The organism is Lacinutrix mariniflava (assembly GCF_001418015.1).
Classification (GTDB): domain Bacteria; phylum Bacteroidota; class Bacteroidia; order Flavobacteriales; family Flavobacteriaceae; genus Lacinutrix; species Lacinutrix mariniflava.
Genome location: NZ_LIQG01000026.1, coordinates 346854 through 365839, shown reverse-complemented (window position 1 = coordinate 365839; position 18986 = coordinate 346854). Strand labels below are relative to the sequence as shown.

The 18986-nt window shown below is 32.1% G+C and carries 15 protein-coding genes; 8 read left to right on the top strand and 7 right to left on the bottom strand.

Annotation, left to right across the window (positions count from 1 at the left end; all coding sequences use genetic code 11):
- Window positions 1-358 precede the first annotated feature (358 nt).
- A complete protein-coding gene (locus ASC44_RS08585) occupies window positions 359-1099 on the bottom strand; it encodes a LytR/AlgR family response regulator transcription factor (RefSeq protein WP_055447190.1) in 741 nt (246 codons plus the stop codon).
- On the bottom strand, window positions 1099-2502 hold the full coding sequence (locus ASC44_RS08580; RefSeq protein ID WP_055447189.1) for a sensor histidine kinase: 1404 nt from the start codon (window positions 2500-2502) through the stop codon (window positions 1099-1101). Before ASC44_RS08580 ends, ASC44_RS08585 begins: the two co-directional genes overlap by 1 nt.
- Before the next feature lie 201 nt (window positions 2503-2703).
- On the opposite strand from ASC44_RS08580, the gene ASC44_RS08575 reads away from it, so the two are divergent.
- Entirely contained in the window at window positions 2704-3633 is a 930-nt protein-coding gene (locus ASC44_RS08575; RefSeq protein WP_055447188.1) for a PfkB family carbohydrate kinase, read from the top strand.
- Window positions 3634-3723: 90 nt separating this feature from the next.
- Window positions 3724-5622: an amidophosphoribosyltransferase gene (locus tag ASC44_RS08570; RefSeq protein WP_055447187.1), complete on the top strand. Its 1899-nt coding sequence runs from the start codon at window positions 3724-3726 to the stop codon at window positions 5620-5622.
- A 472-nt stretch (window positions 5623-6094) separates the two neighbouring features.
- Here the strand turns inward: ASC44_RS08570 and ASC44_RS08565 are convergent, their stop codons facing one another.
- The 4 genes from ASC44_RS08565 to recA form a co-directional block, all read right to left on the bottom strand.
- Window positions 6095-7786, bottom strand: a complete 1692-nt coding sequence (locus ASC44_RS08565; RefSeq protein ID WP_055447186.1) for an outer membrane beta-barrel protein — start codon at window positions 7784-7786, stop codon at window positions 6095-6097.
- Complete coding sequence (locus tag ASC44_RS08560; protein WP_055447185.1) at window positions 7786-8331, bottom strand: RNA polymerase sigma factor; 546 nt, start codon at window positions 8329-8331, stop codon at window positions 7786-7788. The genes ASC44_RS08565 and ASC44_RS08560 overlap by 1 nt, the downstream gene beginning before the upstream one ends.
- 25 nt (window positions 8332-8356) lie before the next feature.
- A complete protein-coding gene (locus tag ASC44_RS08555) occupies window positions 8357-8764 on the bottom strand; it encodes a hypothetical protein (RefSeq protein ID WP_055447184.1) in 408 nt (135 codons plus the stop codon).
- A gap of 138 nt (window positions 8765-8902) precedes the next feature.
- Window positions 8903-9907, bottom strand: a complete 1005-nt coding sequence (gene recA / locus ASC44_RS08550; RefSeq protein WP_055447183.1) for a recombinase RecA — start codon at window positions 9905-9907, stop codon at window positions 8903-8905.
- 547 nt (window positions 9908-10454) lie between these two features.
- Between recA and trhO the strand changes: the two genes are divergently transcribed.
- The 4 genes from trhO to ASC44_RS08530 all read left to right on the top strand — a co-directional run bounded on the left by trhO (window position 10455) and on the right by ASC44_RS08530 (window position 15973).
- On the top strand, window positions 10455-11522 hold the full coding sequence (gene trhO, locus ASC44_RS08545; protein ID WP_055447182.1) for an oxygen-dependent tRNA uridine(34) hydroxylase TrhO: 1068 nt from the start codon (window positions 10455-10457) through the stop codon (window positions 11520-11522).
- Between the two features lie 211 nt (window positions 11523-11733).
- The gene (locus tag ASC44_RS08540) at window positions 11734-13059 is read left to right on the top strand and encodes a PSP1 domain-containing protein (protein ID WP_055447181.1); all 1326 of its coding nucleotides are present in this window, start codon (window positions 11734-11736) and stop codon (window positions 13057-13059) included.
- Window positions 13049-13534, top strand: coding sequence for a gliding motility lipoprotein GldH (locus tag ASC44_RS08535; protein WP_055447940.1), 486 nt, complete (start codon window positions 13049-13051; stop codon window positions 13532-13534). Before ASC44_RS08540 ends, ASC44_RS08535 begins: the two co-directional genes overlap by 11 nt.
- 81 nt (window positions 13535-13615) lie before the next feature.
- Window positions 13616-15973 (top strand): transglycosylase domain-containing protein, encoded by a 2358-nt coding sequence (locus ASC44_RS08530; RefSeq protein WP_055447180.1) that lies wholly within the window; start codon window positions 13616-13618, stop codon window positions 15971-15973.
- A 131-nt stretch (window positions 15974-16104) separates the two neighbouring features.
- On the opposite strand, the gene ASC44_RS08525 is transcribed toward ASC44_RS08530, so the two are convergent.
- Complete coding sequence (locus ASC44_RS08525; protein WP_055447179.1) at window positions 16105-16695, bottom strand: carboxymuconolactone decarboxylase family protein; 591 nt, start codon at window positions 16693-16695, stop codon at window positions 16105-16107.
- Between the two features lie 93 nt (window positions 16696-16788).
- Here ASC44_RS08525 and ASC44_RS08520 point away from each other — a divergent pair, with 93 nt between their 5' ends.
- Together ASC44_RS08520 and recJ are read left to right on the top strand one after the other, a co-directional pair.
- A complete protein-coding gene (locus ASC44_RS08520; protein ID WP_055447178.1) occupies window positions 16789-17211 on the top strand; it encodes an OsmC family protein in 423 nt (140 codons plus the stop codon).
- A 76-nt stretch (window positions 17212-17287) separates the two neighbouring features.
- Window positions 17288-18979: a single-stranded-DNA-specific exonuclease RecJ gene (gene recJ / locus ASC44_RS08515; RefSeq protein WP_055447177.1), complete on the top strand. Its 1692-nt coding sequence runs from the start codon at window positions 17288-17290 to the stop codon at window positions 18977-18979.
- Window positions 18980-18986: the final 7 nt, after the last annotated feature.

Sequence of the window (18986 nt, the reverse complement as noted above, 5' to 3'; positions counted from 1 at the left end):
GACTAATAATAAATTCGAAAAACTATTAATCTGTAAATACGTTAAATATCATAGTCCCAAAATATTAGCAATAACAAGTCTATTAAATATTGTCTCGCCAAGATATCTACGACTAAGTTTTTTTTAAAAACATGGTAGCAACAGAATTAGTTACAAAAATTCTAGAATAGCAATGAGTTGGGGGAGTAGAAAAACAGATAAAAGCAAACTAGAACGAAACGCAAAAAAAATAAACCTGTTTACGATCTCGTAGATAGAGCGGTGATTTGGCTAAAAGAAAATAAATACAAAACAACCATTGTATAATGGGAAACTAAAGCTTGGGGAGAAATACCTGCAGATTTTGGTAGGAAGTAGGTTAAGTTATCCATTTTTTAAAGTCTTTCGACCTTTCTCTACTCACTATAATTTTAGTGTCATTGTAATTTTTTAATTCAATTTTAAATCTACTGTTTGTGTGAGCAATTACGTTTTCTATTGCTTCCTTGTTAATTATGAATTTTCTGTTGACTTTAAAAAACTGATTGCTATTTAATTTTGTTTCTAAACTAGAAAGTGCATCGTTTAATATATAATTAGAATTGTAGCTCCTTAAGTAAGTAGTATTATCTTCACTATAGAAGCAATCAATAGTTTTAGTTTTTATTATTTTAATTTTCTTTCCTATTCTAACAGCAAATTCTGTTTTGTAAACTTGAAGGTTTTCGTTTTCAATAATTGTTTTTAATGCTAATAACTCTTTTTCATTTTTATAGAATGTGTTTGCTTTTGTTATAGCCTTTTCAAGCTCTTCTTTATTAATTGGTTTTAATAGGTAAGACACACTATTATAGTCGAATGCTTTAATGCTGTATTCGCTAAAGGCGGTTATAAACACAATTGGACTCGTAATTTTAACCTGTTTAAAAATTTCAAAACATAAACCATCAGCTAAATGAATATCTAGAAACAATACATCTGGATGCTCATTATTTTTAAACCATTTTACAGCAGATTTAACCGAAACTAAACTAGCTAAAACCTCATAATTAAATGAGTTTAACATACGTTGAAGTCTTCGACTAGAAGCTAATTCGTCTTCTATAATTACTACTTTCATTACGCTTCAGGTTTTAATAATGGTAGTTTAATTGTGAATAGATTATCGTCTTTAATAATGATCAATTTTTCATCTGTAAAATAAGCATATCTATTTTTGATATTTTCTAATCCTGTTGGTTTAGTAGTTTCAATTGTTAACTTAGGATGTAAAGTGTTAGAAATTATTAAAAAATCATTTTTAACAGATAGCGTTATTGCTATTGGGTTTTCTATACTTAGTTCGTTGTGTTTTACAACATTTTCTAATACTTGTTGCAAAGCCATTGGTAAAATATAAAACGCTTCATTCTCTTCTACTTCGTTAATAAAAATTAAAGCATTTTCGAATCGCACTTTTAATAATGCTATATACTTATCTGCAAAAGAAATTTCGTCTTTTAAAGTTACTAAATCTTGAGTTTCTTGGTCTAAGAAGTAGCGATAAACTTTAGATAAATCTTCTGAAAACCTAATGGCCTTTTCTTTGTCTTCTTCAATTAAACCAGTTAAAACACTAATGTTATTGAATAAAAAATGTGGACTTATTTGCGACTTTAACTGTTGGTATTTTAAAGATGCTTCAACTCCAATTTGTTTTAGGTTTTGTTTTTCGCTTTTGTTCTTTAAATAAATGTAATATGTATGAATAACTAATGTCAAGAATAAGAAATATGGTGTCGAAACCGAGAGAAACACCTTAATTTTTATTACGAAAATTTCAAAAGTAATATTTGAATTTATTAGCGATAAAATGGAAGGAATAACAAAAGTTGCAATTATATAAATAGCTATAATCCAATATTTGCTTTTTGCTTTATTGATGACATGTTGAAGAGAAAAATAAACAAATAGAACCACCAAAAGTCCACTAATAAAGGTATTGAAAAGAATATGAAATTTTGCAAAAGAAGAATTATTAAAGGTTATTAGTGAAAAATATGCTAGTGTTACCCAAAAAAAATGAATTAAAGCAACAGTAATAGATGGTTTAGTGTTGATTTCATTAAGTGTTTTTGTATGTGGTTTGTTTAAAAGGAACAAAACTAGCGTACTGAACAAACTTATTATAATAGCAAATACAGCGTTTGGCAATGCTGTACTTGTTAAGTATGATATATTAAAACCCTTTTTTAAATTCATAACTATCAAAACCAATACTAGTATAATTATAAAAGAAAACAATACTGGTTTTAAGATAGGTTTAATTGTAGTATTCACGTTTTTAAAAAGAGTATCTCTAAAATATATTACTGAAAAGAAACAAGGAACGAAAAATAAAGGAAAACTTACTGGAGCAATATATAATATATCTACAATGGCTTTGTTTAAGTCATAAATAAGTATGTTAATTAGAGAACCAATCCCATTAATTACAACAGTTACAATCAACGCATAAACAAAAGCCTTTTTTAATTTTTTCATATCAAGTTTTATTAATTCAAAGCAAACATCCTTGATTTACAGCCTCAAAAAAAATAAAGAATAGTGAACTGTTCTATTTTATAAGTGAATTGCTAATATCTATAAATTTATTTCAAAGTTATTTCAATTTTATTCCGAAAGGAAATTAAAAAAAATGCGACTAAAAAACCTATATTTGCACTTTAATTTTAAGAACGCTTTATGAGCAAATTAGTAATAGTAGGTACAGTAGCTTTCGATGCTATTGAAACACCATTTGGTAAAACGGATAAAATCCTTGGAGGAGCAGCAACTTATATTGGTTTGTCAGCTTCAAATTTTGATAATGTAGATTCTGCTGCAGTATCTGTTGTAGGAGGAGATTTTCCGCAGGAATATTTAGATCTTTTAACTGATAGAGGTGTAGATATTGAAGGTATAGAAATTGTAAAAGACGGTAAAACTTTCTTTTGGAGTGGAAAATACCATAACGATATGAATTCTCGAGATACCTTAGCGACAGAGCTAAATGTATTAGAGCATTTTAATCCAGTTGTGCCAGAAGCATATAAGGATGCCGAAATTGTAATGCTTGGAAACTTACATCCAATGGTGCAACAAGGTGTATTAGACCAAATGAATAAAAAGCCAAAGTTGGCTATTTTAGATACAATGAATTTCTGGATGGATATCGCATTAGACGATTTGCTTTCGGTTATTAAGAACGTAGATGTTATTACCATTAACGATGAAGAAGCAAGACAATTAACTGGAGAATACTCTTTAGTTGTTGCGGCTCGCAAAATTCATGAAATGGGACCAAAATACGTAGTGATTAAAAAAGGAGAACATGGTGCTTTATTGTTTCATGATAATAATATGTTTTATGCACCTGCATTACCTTTAGAAGAAGTTTTCGATCCTACGGGAGCTGGAGATACTTTTGCTGGTGGTTTTGCTGGTTATTTAGCAAAAACAGGTGATATCTCTTTTGAGAATATGAAGAATGCAGTAATCTACGGAAGTACGCTAGCGTCCTTTTGTGTAGAGAAATTTGGAACCGAACGTATGTTAACACTTACAGATGAGGAAGTTCACAAGCGCTTGCAGCAATTTAAGGATTTAACGCAATTTGAAATCGAATTGAAATAAAATTAACGCGCTCTTTTAGAGCGCGTTTTTTATTCTAATATACTAGTAAGAAATTATAATTAACACACAACTCTCAATAACACAACAACAATGAGTGATGCTTTAAAACACGAGTGCGGAATTGCACATATTAGGCTTTTAAAACCATTAGAATTTTACAAGGAAAAATACGGAAGCGCTTTTTACGGAGTGAATAAAATGTATTTACTAATGGAAAAACAGCATAATCGTGGACAAGATGGTGCAGGATTTGCAAGTATTAAATTAGATACAAAACCTGGAGAACGTTATATAAGTAGAGTCCGCTCTATTGAACAACAACCAATTCAAGATATTTTTGCTCAAATTAATGAGCGTATTAATAATGAATTAGAAGCACATCCAGAATATAGCGATAACGTTGCTTTACAGAAACAAAACATACCATACATTGGCGAAGTGCTTTTAGGGCATGTGCGTTACGGTACTTTTGGAAAAAACAGTGTGGAAAGTGTACACCCATTTTTACGTCAAAACAACTGGCAGCATAGAAATTTAATTCTTGCGGGTAACTTTAACATGACAAATGTAAAAGAGTTATTTAGTAGTTTAGTAGAACTTGGTCAACATCCAAAAGAATACACAGATACTATTACTATTATGGAGAAAATAGGACATTTTCTTGATGATGCTGTTAGTAAGATTTATAAGAAGTTAAAAAAAGAAGGTTACAAAAAAAGCGAATGCTCACCATTAATTGCAGAGCGATTAAATGTAGCTAAAATACTTAAAAGAGCTGCTAAAAATTGGGATGGTGGTTATGCAATGGCAGGAATGTTAGGTCATGGAGATTCTTTTGTGTTAAGAGATCCATCTGGTATTCGTCCAGCTTATTATTATAAGGATGATGAGGTTGTTGTTGTAGCTTCAGAAAGACCAGTAATTCAAACAGTATTTAATGTAGAGTTTGATGATGTAAAGGAGTTAGATCCTGGTCATGCTATTATTACTAAAAAATCTGGAGAAGTTGCTATTGAGAAAATACTTGAACCTTTAGAGCGTAAAGCATGTTCTTTCGAACGTGTATATTTTTCGAGAGGTAGTGATGCAGAGATTTATCAAGAGCGTAAAATGCTTGGTAGACTATTAATGCCAGAAGTTTTAAAAGCCATTGATAACGATACAGCAAACTCTGTGTTCTCGTATATTCCAAATACGGCGGAGACTTCTTTTTATGGAATGATTGAAACTGTTGAAGAGCATCTTAATGAGCGTAAAACGCAGGCGATATTAAACGGTGATGGTAAGCTTACTAAGCAGGAGGTTATCGATATTTTAAAAGAAAGACCTCGTATAGAGAAAATAGCAATTAAAGATGTTAAGTTAAGAACCTTTATTACAGAAGATAGTAGTAGAGACGATTTAGTAGCACATGTTTATGATGTTACTTATGGTGTAATCAAAAGAACAGATAATCTTGTTATTATTGACGATAGTATTGTTCGTGGGACAACGCTTAAGAAGAGTATTATTAAAATGATGGATAGATTGCATCCTAAAAAAATAGTAGTTGTTTCTTCGGCACCGCAAATTCGTTTTCCAGATTGCTATGGTATTGATATGGCTAATCTAGAAACATTAGTAGCTTTTAATGCCGCGTTAGAGCTGTTAAAGGATAATAATAAATACGATTTAGTAGAAACTGTTTATCATAAATGTATAGCGCAAGTAGATTTACCAGATAAGGAGGTGAAGAATTTTGTAAATGAAATTTATAATCAATTTACACCAGAAGAAATTTCGGCTAAAATATCTGAACTTTTAAGTGATGAATCTGTAAATGCAGAAGTGGAAATTATTTTCCAATCGGTTGAGAATTTACATAAAGCATGTCCTAAAAATTTAGGAGATTGGTATTTTACGGGAGACTATCCAACAGTGGGAGGAAACCGAGTTGTAAATAGAGCATTTATTAATTTTTTCGAAGGGAATAAAGAACGTGCTTATTAATTAGTACATGTTCTAAGTAGTTATCTATAATATAAATTTGTAAAAAAAAAAGCTGAACTTTTGTTCGGCTTTTTTTTTATGTTTAATAATATTTTCGTTTTATCTCAATAAAATGAAGTCGCACTTTATCTAATTGAATATCAATTTATTCGAGATCATCGACTAAGTGTAATTCATCAGATATATTTACCATTTATCTAAAAAAACAATTTTATTGAAAACTCTTTGTTATATTTGAGCTTACCATAACATAAGTAGGTTAAGTTCATGGTAGATTTGGGGCAAAAAAGGTGAACTCTCGTTCACCTTTTTTATTTGCAAAAAATTGAGATTTTTTAAAATTTAGAATTCTATTCTAGACTATAAAAAAAAGCCACTCTTGGCACAGAGTAGCTTTTAAATAATTATTGGACTCTCATTTCAATAAGATACTATGTAACTCTAGCCAACCAACTAAACAACTTAACTTAACTTAAAATTTGTAGCTAATACCAGTATACACACCAATAATATATGGTTTAAAATTACCCGAGGTTTCGCTGTAGGCATTAATTTGGTATTTAAAAGTTGGTTCTAAATTAAATTTAATAGCATTGCTAAATTTATAACCTATACCTATCCCTGCATTTGCACTAAAGCTTATATTATTTACATTATTAGCCTCTCCAATTTTTGTTTTTCTATCCTCTACTTCTGTTACAACTTCGTTATCATTTAAAAAGAAGGTGCTAAAGCCGCTAATTAAGTTTAATTCAAAGCGATTCCTAACAACTGCATATTCAAGCTCTAAAGGCACTTCTAAATAGCTTAATCGTTGACTTAGTGCAGCATTTAAATTATCGTTAATAACACTGCTAATTTGCTGAACTGCTAAGCTATTTGTGCTTAAAACAGAAATATTTTGACCTTGGCTATTTGGGGTGAAATTAATAGTACGTAAAGGAGAGCTACTAGGTGTATTTGCTACATTTTCATAGACAATTACATTTGCGGTATCATAGCTTAAATTTAATTTATTAATTCCTGAACGAATTTTTAATTTATCACTTAAAATATAGCCAACATTAATACCATAACTAGTGTTAATTTCTCCATTCTTAGGGTTGTCAATAAATTGATCGTCAATGTGAGAACCTTTGCCAAGAGTGTTATAATAAACAGGTGCAGCATTTGCACTTAACGACCACCTGTTTACTTTCTCTTCTTCCTTCTCATCAAGATCTTCATTCTTGGCAAGAGTCTCTTCGATGGTATTAGACGAGTTTGCGCTGTCTTGTTCCATCAGTTTTTCTTCTTCTTTTTCCTTTTCACTATTTGTTGTTGCAGCAACTGCATCCGAAGACTTGTTATTATTGTCTAAAACGTTATCTGCTTTAATGTTTGTTTTATTTAAGGTGTTATTTATAATATTATTCTTATTATTAAAGTTTTTGCTACTTACTGAATTGCTTGATTCATTATTGTTGGTGTTGGCAGTTTTATCTGATTTTCCATTATTAGTAGCATTAGTTTTTGTTTTATCTACAGAGTTACTTTGCGCATACCTCTGCAAATTATTAGATGCACTTAAAACATTGTCTTTTTCTGAATTTGCACTAACGGTACTAGACTTGCTATTAATGTTATTTGTATTAGTGTTTTTAGCTAAAGAGATGTTGGTGTTATTCTCATTTTCTTTTAATTCGCCTTTTTGGTGTGGTGAATTAGATTTTAGGTTACTAGCTTTCTTTTTAACTGTCTCTAAAACGGTATTTCTTTCTGAATCATTTGTTACAATAGTTGCGGCGTCTATAGATTCATTTTCTATAAGGTTATTATTAGTATCTTCAGAAGAGTTTTGACTTTCAGTTGAGAGATTAGTTGTTATATTTTTTTCTGTATTAGAATTAATATGCTCACGTTTAGTATCTGTCTTACCTTTTACAATAATAGTTTTGTTTTCGGTTCCTTCATCATCAAGAAATAAATTCCCAATGGCGAGTAATAAAAATAATGCAGCTGCTATACTTGCGAAGCGCAGCCAGAAAGGTAAAACGGTTTTAGTTTTTTCTTTTGGATGTTCCATTTTGCTTTGAATCCCATCCCAAACATTAGCCTGTGGCTTGGCTTCAAAATCCTTGAATTTTTCCTGAAAAAGCCTGTCTATGTGTTTTTTATCGCTCATTATAAAGATTGAGAATTTAATCCCGTTTTATATTCTGTTATTTTATCTTTTAATATCTGTCTAGCCCTTGCAAGATTAGATTTTGAAGTTCCTATTGTTATTTTAAGTAAATCTGCAACATCTTTGTGAGAATAACCGTCTAAAACATATAGGTTAAAAACTAGACGATAACGATCTGGCAGTTCTTGAATGATTTGCAATAGATAATCTATAGAAATATCATCTTCATCTTCTACTGTAATAGAATCATCCTCAATTAAATGTTCGTTTACAATATCAAAAACGCCTTGCGTTCTGTAGCATTGTAATGCAGTATTTATGGTAATTCGTTTTAGCCAGCCTTCAAAAGAACCTTTATTTTTATACTGTTCTATTTTTTTAAAAATAGTAACAAATGCATCTTGCAAATTATCTTCTGCTTCAGCATAGTTTCGTGAATACTTCAAGCATAAAGAAAATAATTTACTCGAAAAGAGTTTATATAATTCGCCTTGTGCTTTAGTATCATTAATCTTACAATTATGTATGAGTTGGTCTAAACTCAAATTTAATTTACGTGTTAGTTAATAATTAGTTTACTACTGGAACTTCTACAATTAAATAAATATCCTCTCCGTTGTCATCTAGTCCTTTCCAAAATTTAAAAATATAAGAACCGATATTATTCGCTGTAAAGTTAAAGCTAGCTTGAGATTCTGTGTTTAAATCTGTACAATTTCCATTATTTTGAAAAACTGTTCCTATTACAATAACCGTACTAATATTATTATCCTCTTGGTATAAAATATCATTAAAAACATGGCACGTTGTCGGTTTTAAGTATGTAATAGTAATTTCATATTCTTCATTTAAAATAAATTCTTCGGGTAAATCTACTAGCTCAATAGGCATTGGGTCTTGGTAGTTATAAAGAGAATCATCATTTGAACTACAAGAAAACAATATTAAACCAACTAATAAAATAAGTGCTTTTTTCATTTTTTTTACTCTGTAACTTAAAACGTGTATTTAAAGGTAGATGCAAAAGTTTATAAAAGGTTGCGTCTAAAAACAAATAAATCCCGAAAAAATCGGGATTTATAATTTGTTAGAAAGTTAAAACAGTTATTATCTCGATTACATATCGTCTTTAATGGCTTGTTTTATTTTTTGTTCTAATTCGTCAAAAAGCTCTGGATTATCTTTTATTATTGCTTTTACAGCATCTCTACCTTGTCCTAATTTAGTATCGCCATAGCTAAACCAAGAACCCGCTTTTTTAACAATTTCTTTTTCTACTGCTACATCTAAAATCTCACCAACTTTACTTACACCTTCTCCATACATAATATCGAATTCGGCAAGTTTAAAAGGAGGAGCTACTTTGTTTTTAACAACTTTAACTCTTGTTTTGTTACCTAATACAGCACCATCTGTACTCTTAATTTGAGTAGATCGTCTAATATCTAAACGTACTGAAGCGTAAAACTTAAGGGCGTTACCACCAGTTGTTGTTTCAGGATTACCAAACATTACACCAATCTTTTCACGTAATTGGTTAATAAATATTACAGTACAATTAGTTTTACTAATTGAAGCCGTTAATTTTCTTAAGGCTTGAGACATTAAACGCGCATGTAATCCCATTTTACTGTCACCCATTTCACCTTCAATTTCGCTTTTAGGTGTTAATGCAGCAACAGAATCAATTACTACAATATCAATAGCACCAGAACGAATTAAATTATCGGTAATTTCTAAAGCTTGCTCACCATTATCTGGTTGAGAAATAATTAAATTATCTATGTCAACGCCAAGTTTTTCAGCATAAAAACGATCGAAAGCATGCTCTGCATCAATAAATGCGGCAATACCTCCTGCTTTTTGTGCTTCAGCAATAGCATGTAATGTTAATGTTGTTTTACCAGAAGATTCTGGTCCATATATTTCAATAACACGGCCTCTTGGGTAACCACCAACGCCTAAAGCAATATCTAAACCTAAAGAACCAGAAGGTATAGCTTCGATGTCTACAATTGCAGCATCACTCATTTTCATTACTGTTCCTTTTCCGTAAGCTTTGTCTAATTTGTCTAAAGTTAGCTTTAATGCTTTTAATTTTGCTTCTTTTTCACTGCTCATAGTCTGTTTTTTTCTTTAATTCATGCTAAAATACTACTTTTTAATCTTTTTTTTAATTTCCAACGCAACCTTTTAAACATTTTTGCATCTAGTAATAAAGGTGGGAAAGTTTTAGCTATGAAAAAGAAAAATTAACCGCATTTTTTAAGAGTTCATGTCTAATTTTTAAAGTGTAGTAACATGAAATATTTAAAAAAAGTATTAACATCAAATGCATTAGGTGTTTCAGTATCTGTTTTAGTAAACAGTAGCTGTAAAGCCGATGGAGGTTAGCTCGTTTGTTTTTTTTAGAAATAAAAAAAATTAATAACGAGTTAGTCTATTAAAAGTCCTTTGCAGAGCGCAAAGGACTTTTTTTGTTTAAAAATCAAAATAAATAAGTGGAGCTGAAATTTATTTTCTAAGGTTTAATTATCCTAAACTTATTTCCGAATCTTGAACCTCTTGCTTTTTTAAGATAAATCAATACCTTTGCGCCACAAACTCATTATATTTTCTTAGTAGAACATTAGATGAGAATTCTTTAACCTTAAAAACATAGTATAGCATGCAACTGTACAACAAATTAAGCGCCAAAGAAAGAGCAGAGCTTATAGAAAAAGCTGGGAAAGACCGTTTAACATTATCGTTTTACGTTTACGCTCAAATTGGCAACACACAACAATTACGTGACGATTTATTTATTAAATGGGACAGTTTAGACGTTTTAGGACGTATTTACGTAGCTCAAGAAGGAATAAATGCGCAACTATCTCTTCCAGCCGAAAATTTCGAGGCTTTTAAAACACATTTAGACAGTATCGATTTTTTAAACGGCATCCGTTTAAATATAGCTGTAGAACAAGATAATATGTCTTTTTTAAAGCTTAAGGTAAAAGTGAGAAACAAAATTGTAGCAGATGGTTTAAATGATGAGACTTTCGATGTTACAAACAAAGGAGTGCACCTTTCTGCTAAGGATTTTAATGAAATGCTAGCAAATCCAAATACGGTTTGTGTAGATATGAGAAATCATTACGAAAGCGAAATTGGTCATTTTGATGGCGCAGTTACTCCAGATGTAGATACATTTCGAGAAAGTTTAGATATTATTGAAGCCGATTTACGCGAGCATAAAGAAGAAAAAAATCTTTTAATGTATTGCACAGGAGGAATTCGCTGCGAAAAAGCAAGTGCTTATTACAAGCATAAAGGGTTTCAAAATGTGTACCAGCTTGAAGGTGGAATTATAGAATATACCAGACAAGTAAATGCTGAAGGTATAGAAAATAAGTTTATCGGTAAGAACTTTGTTTTCGACGATAGGCGTGCCGAAAAAATTAGTGAAGATGTTATCGCTAAATGTCATCAATGTGGAGACCCTTTCGATATACATACAAACTGCGCAAACGATGCTTGTCATTTACTATTTTTACAATGCGATAATTGTAAAGAAGAAATGAATAATTGTTGTTCAACTACTTGTCAAGAAATTCATGCATTACCTTTTGAGGAGCAAAAAGAACTAAGAAAAGGCCAAGGTAACAGTAATGATATTTTTAAAAAAGGACGAGCAAATCATTTACCTTATAAAAAAGATTTACGTAATATTTTTGAAACTTTTAAGAAGAGTTAACGCAATTTTAGTTGAGTTAAGGGCTGTTTGGAATGCCGCTTTTTTTATATTTCAAAGTCATAATAATAATCTTATCTTTACCGTTAGATTTTATTTTAAGCTGAAAACAGTATACTTCAGTATAAAATAGAATAATATTAATCGTCTTCTAGCACATAAACCATTTGTTTAAAATGGCGTAAGGTGTTTAGAATCAATATATCTACATAATATGGCTTGCGCAAGTTGCACAACTAAAGATGGCCAACCAGGTGGCTGCAAAAATAATGGTACTTGTGGTACAGACAGTTGTAATAAGTTAACCGTTTTCGATTGGTTAGCAAACATGTCTCTACCAAACGGAGAAAAACCTTTCGATTTTGTTGAAGTTCGTTTTAAAAACGGAAGAAAACACTACTATAAAAACACAGAAAATTTAACATTAGCAATTGGAGATATTGTTGCTACTCAAGCACAATCTGGCCACGATATTGGTATGGTAACCTTAACAGGTGAGTTAGTTCGCGTACAAATGAAACGCAAAAAAATTAACGAAAAGCCAGAGGATGTCTTAAAAATTTACAGAAAAGCTTCTCAAAAAGATATAGACATTTGGAGCGATGCGCGTGATAAAGAAGAACCAATGAAGGTTCGCGCACGACAATACGCTATCGATTTAAAGCTTCATATGAAGATTTCGGATATCGAGTTTCAAGGTGATGCCAGTAAAGCAACATTTTATTACACAGCTGAAGAACGTGTAGACTTTAGAGATCTTATAAAAGTATTTGCTCGCGAGTTTAGAACACGAATAGAAATGAAACAAGTTGGCTTTAGACAAGAAGCTTCAAGACTTGGTGGTATTGGATCATGTGGGCGTGAGTTATGCTGTTCTACTTGGTTAACAGATTTTAGATCTGTAAGCACAAGTGCAGCACGTTACCAACAATTGTCTTTAAATCCACAAAAATTAGCAGGACAATGTGGTAAGTTAAAATGCTGTTTAAATTACGAGTTAGACTCGTATCAAGATGCTTTAAAGGCGTTTCCAAAAGCAGATACAAAACTATACACGAAAAAAGGAACAGCAGTATGCCAGAAAACAGATATTTTTCAAGGACACATGTGGTATGCTTACGAAGGTGAGTGGATGAACTGGCATAAAATAACTACAGATCAAGCTAGAGAAATTATAGAAATAAACAAGAATAAAGAAAAGATTGCTAGCCTTGAAGAGTATGCTTTAGAATTAGTAGAAGAGGTAAAAGTTGAATTCGAAAATGTTGTTGGTCAAGATAGTTTAACACGTTTCGATAGTCCAAAAGGGAATAAAAAACGTAACAACAATAAGAACCGCAATCGTAATAAGAAAACTGTTTCCAACACTAATACAAATAAAAAGCCTCAAAGTGGGCAGCAAAACAAACCTAAGCCGAAGCCTAATCCTAAGCCGAAACCTAATCCGAAACCCAATCCAAGACCGAAGGCAAAACCGAGACCGAGACCTCAAGGGAAGACTCAAAGCAAGCCTGAAAACAACGCTAATGATGCAAAATAGATTGTTTTATTGTTTTTTATTTTTAAGTTTATTTTTGGTGTCTTGCGATTCTAAAGGTGTTTTTGATGATTATGAAACTGTTCCAGAAGTTTGGAATAAAGATAAAACTATAAGCTTTAACGTTAGTCCTCCAGACTCAACTAAAGCCTATAATTTGTTTGTTAATTTGCGTAATACAGATGCATACAAATACAGTAATTTGTTTTTAATTGTTGAAATGAATTTTCCACACGGAAAAAGTGTCGTAGATACATTAGAATACAAAATGACAAAACCAAATGGAGAGTTCTTAGGTACTGGATTATCTAGTGTAAAAGAGAATAAGTTTTGGTATAAAGAAGGTGTAATATTTAGTGAAACTGGAGATTATACTGTAAATATAAAACACGCTATGCGTGAAAACGGTGAGGTTAATGGTGTTGCTAATTTGGAAGGCATTACAGACATTGGTTTTAGAATAGAAAAAACAGAATAAAAAAAAGAGCTCTTAACGGTATGTATTATACTTATCGTTATCGGGTGGATAATACTTTAAGTACACTAGGCAATTATTTAAATGGCAAAGACAAAAACAAAACAAACACAAGATCATCAAGGTTTCGACAAATACGTGCGTTGGTTCTGGATGATATTTTTAGGAGGAATTTTCTCAGTAGCATTACTATTCTTATTAGCTTCTTGGGGAGCTTTTGGTGAAATGCCAGATCACACTGTTTTAGAAAACCCTAAAACAAATTTGGCAACAGAAGTTATTTCGAGTGATGGTAAAACGTTATCAAAATTTTATTTTAATGATAATAGAACACCCGTTAAATATAACGATTTATCAAAAAATTTAGTAGATGCTCTTATAGCAACCGAAGATGCTCGTTATCATGAACATTCGGGAATTGACGCTAAAGGAACATTGAGAGCAATTGTTACGCTTGGTTCAGGAGGTGGTGCAAGTACTATTTCTCAGCAGTTAGCTAAGCTTTTGTTTCATGGTGAAGGTTCAAAAAACATTGTAGAAAGAGTTATTCAGAAAGCAAAAGAATGGATTATAGCGATTCGTCTTGAGCGTCAATACACAAAAGAAGAAATTATAGCTCAATATTTTAATATTTATGATTTTGGTAATAATGGAGATGGTATTCGTTCTGCTTCAAATATTTATTTTAATAAAGAACCTAAAGATTTAGATGTTAAAGAAGCAGCAATGCTTGTTGGGATGTTTAAAAACTCTTCATTTTATAATCCAATACCATCAAGAAACCCGGTAGGTGTTAAAAACCGTAGAAATGTAGTATTGTATCAAATGAATAGATATGGTTTTATAGATAAAGCCGTTAAAGATTCTTTACAGAAAACAGAATTAGATTTAAGATTCACGCCTCAAACTCACAACTCTGGATCTGCAACTTATTTTAGAGAGTACTTGAGAAGCTGGATGAAAGACTGGACAAAAGATAAGGGCAATAGAAAGCCCGATGGTGAAAAATACAATATTAACAGTGATGGTTTAAAGGTTTTTGTAACGTTAGATTCAAGAATGCAAAAATATGCAGAAGATGCAGTTGGTAGACATATGCCAAGGTTGCAAGCAGAGTTCTTTAATCAAAATACTCCTGAAAGAAACCCTACAGCTCCATTTTTAGATTTAAATAAATCTGAAGTTGAAAAACTTCTTAACGATGGTATGCGACGCGGAGAGCGCTGGAGGATTCTTAAAAAACAAGGAAAGAGTGATAAAGAAATAGAAGCATCATTTGAGAAACCAACAAAAATGACGGTTTTTAAATGGATAGATGGTAAAGCTAGCGAAGTAGATACTATCATGAAACCTATGGATTCTATGCGTTATTATAAATCTTTTTTACGCACAGGAATGATGAGTATGGATCCACAAACAGGTCACGTAAAAGCTTGGGTTGGTGGTATGAACTATAGACATTTTCAGTACGATATGGTAAAGCAAGGTAAACGTCAAGTAGGATCTACTTTTAAACCGTTTGTTTATGCAACAGCAATAGATCAATTGCACATGTCTCCTTGCGATAAATTACCATTATCTCAAATAACAATTGCAGCTAATAAATATGGTAATCCAGAGCCATGGTCGCCAGGTAACGATGGTGGTGATTATGGTGGAGATAAAACACTTAAAGATGCATTAGCAAATTCTGTTAATACCGTTACTGCGCGTTTAATGGATAAAGTAGGGCCACAGCCAGTTGCCGATTTAGCAAGGCGTTTAGGTATTACCTCAGAAATACCAGAAGTACCTTCAATTGCTTTAGGAACTCCAGATATTAGTGTTTACGAAATGGTTGGTGCTTATTCAGCTTTTGCTAACCAAGGTGTATATACAAAACCAGTAATGATTGAGCGTATTGAAGATAAAAATGGAACGGTTTTATATCAGTTTACACCAGAGACTAGAGATGTGCTAAGTGCAGAATCTGCATACGTAACTGTAAAGTTAATGGAAGGTGTTACTCAAAGTGGTTCAGGTTCACGATTACGTAGAACGTGGATGCCAAAAACAGGTGTTTACCCAGAAATTATAACAGGTTATCCTTACGAGTTTAAAAACCCAATAGCAGGAAAAACAGGAACTACACAGAATCAGAGTGATGGTTGGTTTATGGGAATGGTGCCAAACTTAGTTACTGGAGTTTGGGTTGGAGCAGAAGATAGGGCAGCACACTTTAAGAGTATAACTTATGGGCAAGGAGCAGCAATGGCATTACCTATTTGGGGAATGTATATGAAGAGTTGTTATGAAGATGAAGCTTTAAAAGTATCTAAAGAAGCATTTGAAAGGCCTAAAAATTTGTCTATAGAAGTAGACTGTAGTAAATATCAAGCAGATAACCCAGATGGTGATAGTGATACACCAACGGAAGATATTCCTGATGGTTTAGAGTTGTAAGTTTAAAATCTGTCACTCATAGCTAAGCAAAGAGCGTCGAGATTAATAGTATTATAGAAAAGAAAAACCTTACCATTCAAGTGTTCTTGAGTTGGTAAGGTTTTTCTTTTTTTAGAATATTCTTTTATTAATTAAACATGCTTCCCAACTTCAAAACCATGTTTTCCTAGGTATTGATCTCCACTTTCAATAGCATCTTCTTCAAGCGTTGTTCCCATAGAATCGTTCCAACGGTTAAGGTACCCGAATAAAGAAATAACACCTAACATTTCTACAATTTCACCTTCAGTCCAATGTGCATGTAAACGTTTTTGTATATCTGCATCAACAGCATTTGGTACTTGTGAGGCTGCTAACGAAAAATCTAAAGCAGCACGCTCAGCATCACTAAAAGCGGCATGCGTTCTGTACTCCCAAATATTATCTAACTGCTCTTGTTCTGCTCTGTAACGCTCTGCAGCTCTAATAGCATGTGCTTGACAGTAACGGCAACCAGTGGCATTACTAGAAACCCAAGCAATCATACGTTTTAAGGCTGAGGTTACTTTGCCTTCATTAGCCATTACAGCTTTGTTTAAATTTATAAAAGCTTTAGAAATGGCTGGTCTGCGCTGCATGGTCAATACAGAATTTGGGCAAAAGCCTAATGTCTCATTAAAGAACTCTGCTAATTTTTTTGTTTCTAAATCGTGTTCTGCATCTAATGGCGTTACTAATGGCATATATTTGTTTTTTAATAGTATTTTTGATTGAACTCACTCAAATTTAAAAAGTATAGGTGAGTTAACCATCAATAAACAAAAAAATATTCAATTATGGCAGATAAAGTAACAACTGTTTGGAAAGAAAAAATGGTTTTTGAAAGCGATAACCCAAGTGGTTTTAACTTTAACTTAGGTGTAACCGAAGATGTAAACGACCCTTACAAACCGTTAAGACCAAAAGCAGCAATGTTATCGTCTTTAGCAGCATGTTCTGGTTTAGATGTTGTTTCTGTTGCCGAAAAAATGAAAACAGAATTTTCAGATTTAAAAATTGAAGTTGAAGGTGAACTTACAGACGAACACCCAAAAATATACCATACAGTAATTGTAGATTATCATTTTTATGGTAACGCTTTAGACGAAAAAAAGATAACAAAAGCCGTTAATCTTTCAGTCGAAAAATATTGTGGTGTCATGGAAATGTTTCGTCAGTTTTCTAAGGTTGAAACAAAAATTCATTTTCATAATAATTAATTATTGTCATTTAGAGCAAAGGGAAGTCTCTTATTAATTAAGAAACTTTACTCTGTTTTTAACTTTTTACTTAACTATGCGCTGGACTCTAAAGCCAAAACCTAATCTTGAAACTGTACAGTTTTTACAGCATGCATTGCAGGTGGAAGAACCTATTGCTGCGCTTCTTGCCCAAAGAGGAATAGAAACTTACGAGCAAGCCAAAGATTTCTTTAGACCAAGATTAGAAGATTTGCACGATCCTTTTTTAATGAAAGATATGCAGAAAGCGGTTGAGCGTATAGAAAAAGCGATAGAGAACAATGAAAATATATTGGTTTATGGCGATTACGATGTAGACGGCACAACTGCGGTGTCATTAATGTCTTCTTATTTAAAAACCGAATATCCTAATGTAGCCACATATATTCCAGACCGTTATGGCGAAGGTTATGGTGTCTCTTTTAAAGGTATCGATTTTGCCGAAGACAATAATTTTACTTTAATTATTGCTTTAGATTGTGGAATAAAAGCAATTGATAAAGTCGCTTACGCGGAAGAAAAAAATATCGATTTTATAATTTGCGATCACCACAGACCAGGAGACATAGTACCAAGTGCAGTTGCCATTTTAGACCCAAAACAAAACGATTGTAATTATCCTTACGATGAGTTATGTGGTTGTGGTGTTGGTTTTAAATTAATTCAAGCATTAGCATCTAAAAAAGGAAAAACCATTGAAGACTTAATAGAATATCTAGATTTAGTAGCTACGGCTATTGGAGCCGATATTGTACCTATTACTGGAGAAAATAGAATTCTAGCTTTTCATGGTTTACAGGTTATTAACCAAAATCCGCGAGTAGGATTTAAGGCGATTATAAATCAAATTAAAAAAGAAACACTAACCATTACAGATGTTGTGTTTGTAATTGCGCCAAGAATAAATGCAGCAGGCAGAATGAAACACGGTCAATATGCCGTAGATTTATTAACCGAAACCAATGTTGAAGCAGCTGAGGTTTGTGCTAAAGAGATAGAAGATTTTAATACAGATAGGAGAGAAGCAGATAAGCAAATTACTATTGAAGCTTTACAACAAGTTGAAGATAATAACGAAAAAGAGCGCGTAACCTCTGTAGTTTATCAAGAAGATTGGCATAAAGGTGTTATTGGTATTGTTGCAAGTAGATTAATAGAAACCTATTATAGGCCAACATTAGTATTTACTAAAAGTGGTGATAAATTAGCCGCATCTGCACGTTCTGTAAAAGGATTCGATGTTTATAATGCCTTAGAAGCTTGCTCTGAACATATCGAGCAATTTGGAGGCCATAAATATGCTGCTGGTTTAACATTAAAAGAAGAAAACTACGAAGCCTTCAAGCAAAAGTTTGAAGACGTTGTGGAAGCTACAATTGATAAAAGATTGTTGACTCAGGAAATTACAATTGATAGACAAATTGAACTTAACGATATTTCAGATAAATTTTATCGCATTTTAAGTCAGTTTGCACCTTTTGGACCAGGAAATATGTCACCAGTTTTTATGAGCGATAATCTTAAAGATACTGGTTATGGTAAATGTGTTGGAGAAGACGATAAACATTTACGAATTACCGTAAAACAGCCCAATAGTAACCAAATAGTATGTATTGGTTTTGGTTTAGGAGATAAATTAGGTGTGATAAAAGGAAATAAACCATTTCAAGCAGTGTATTCTATTGATGAAAATGAGTGGAAGGGCAATGTGAGTTTGCAGTTGAAATTGAGAGATATTCAGGAATAAAATAGTG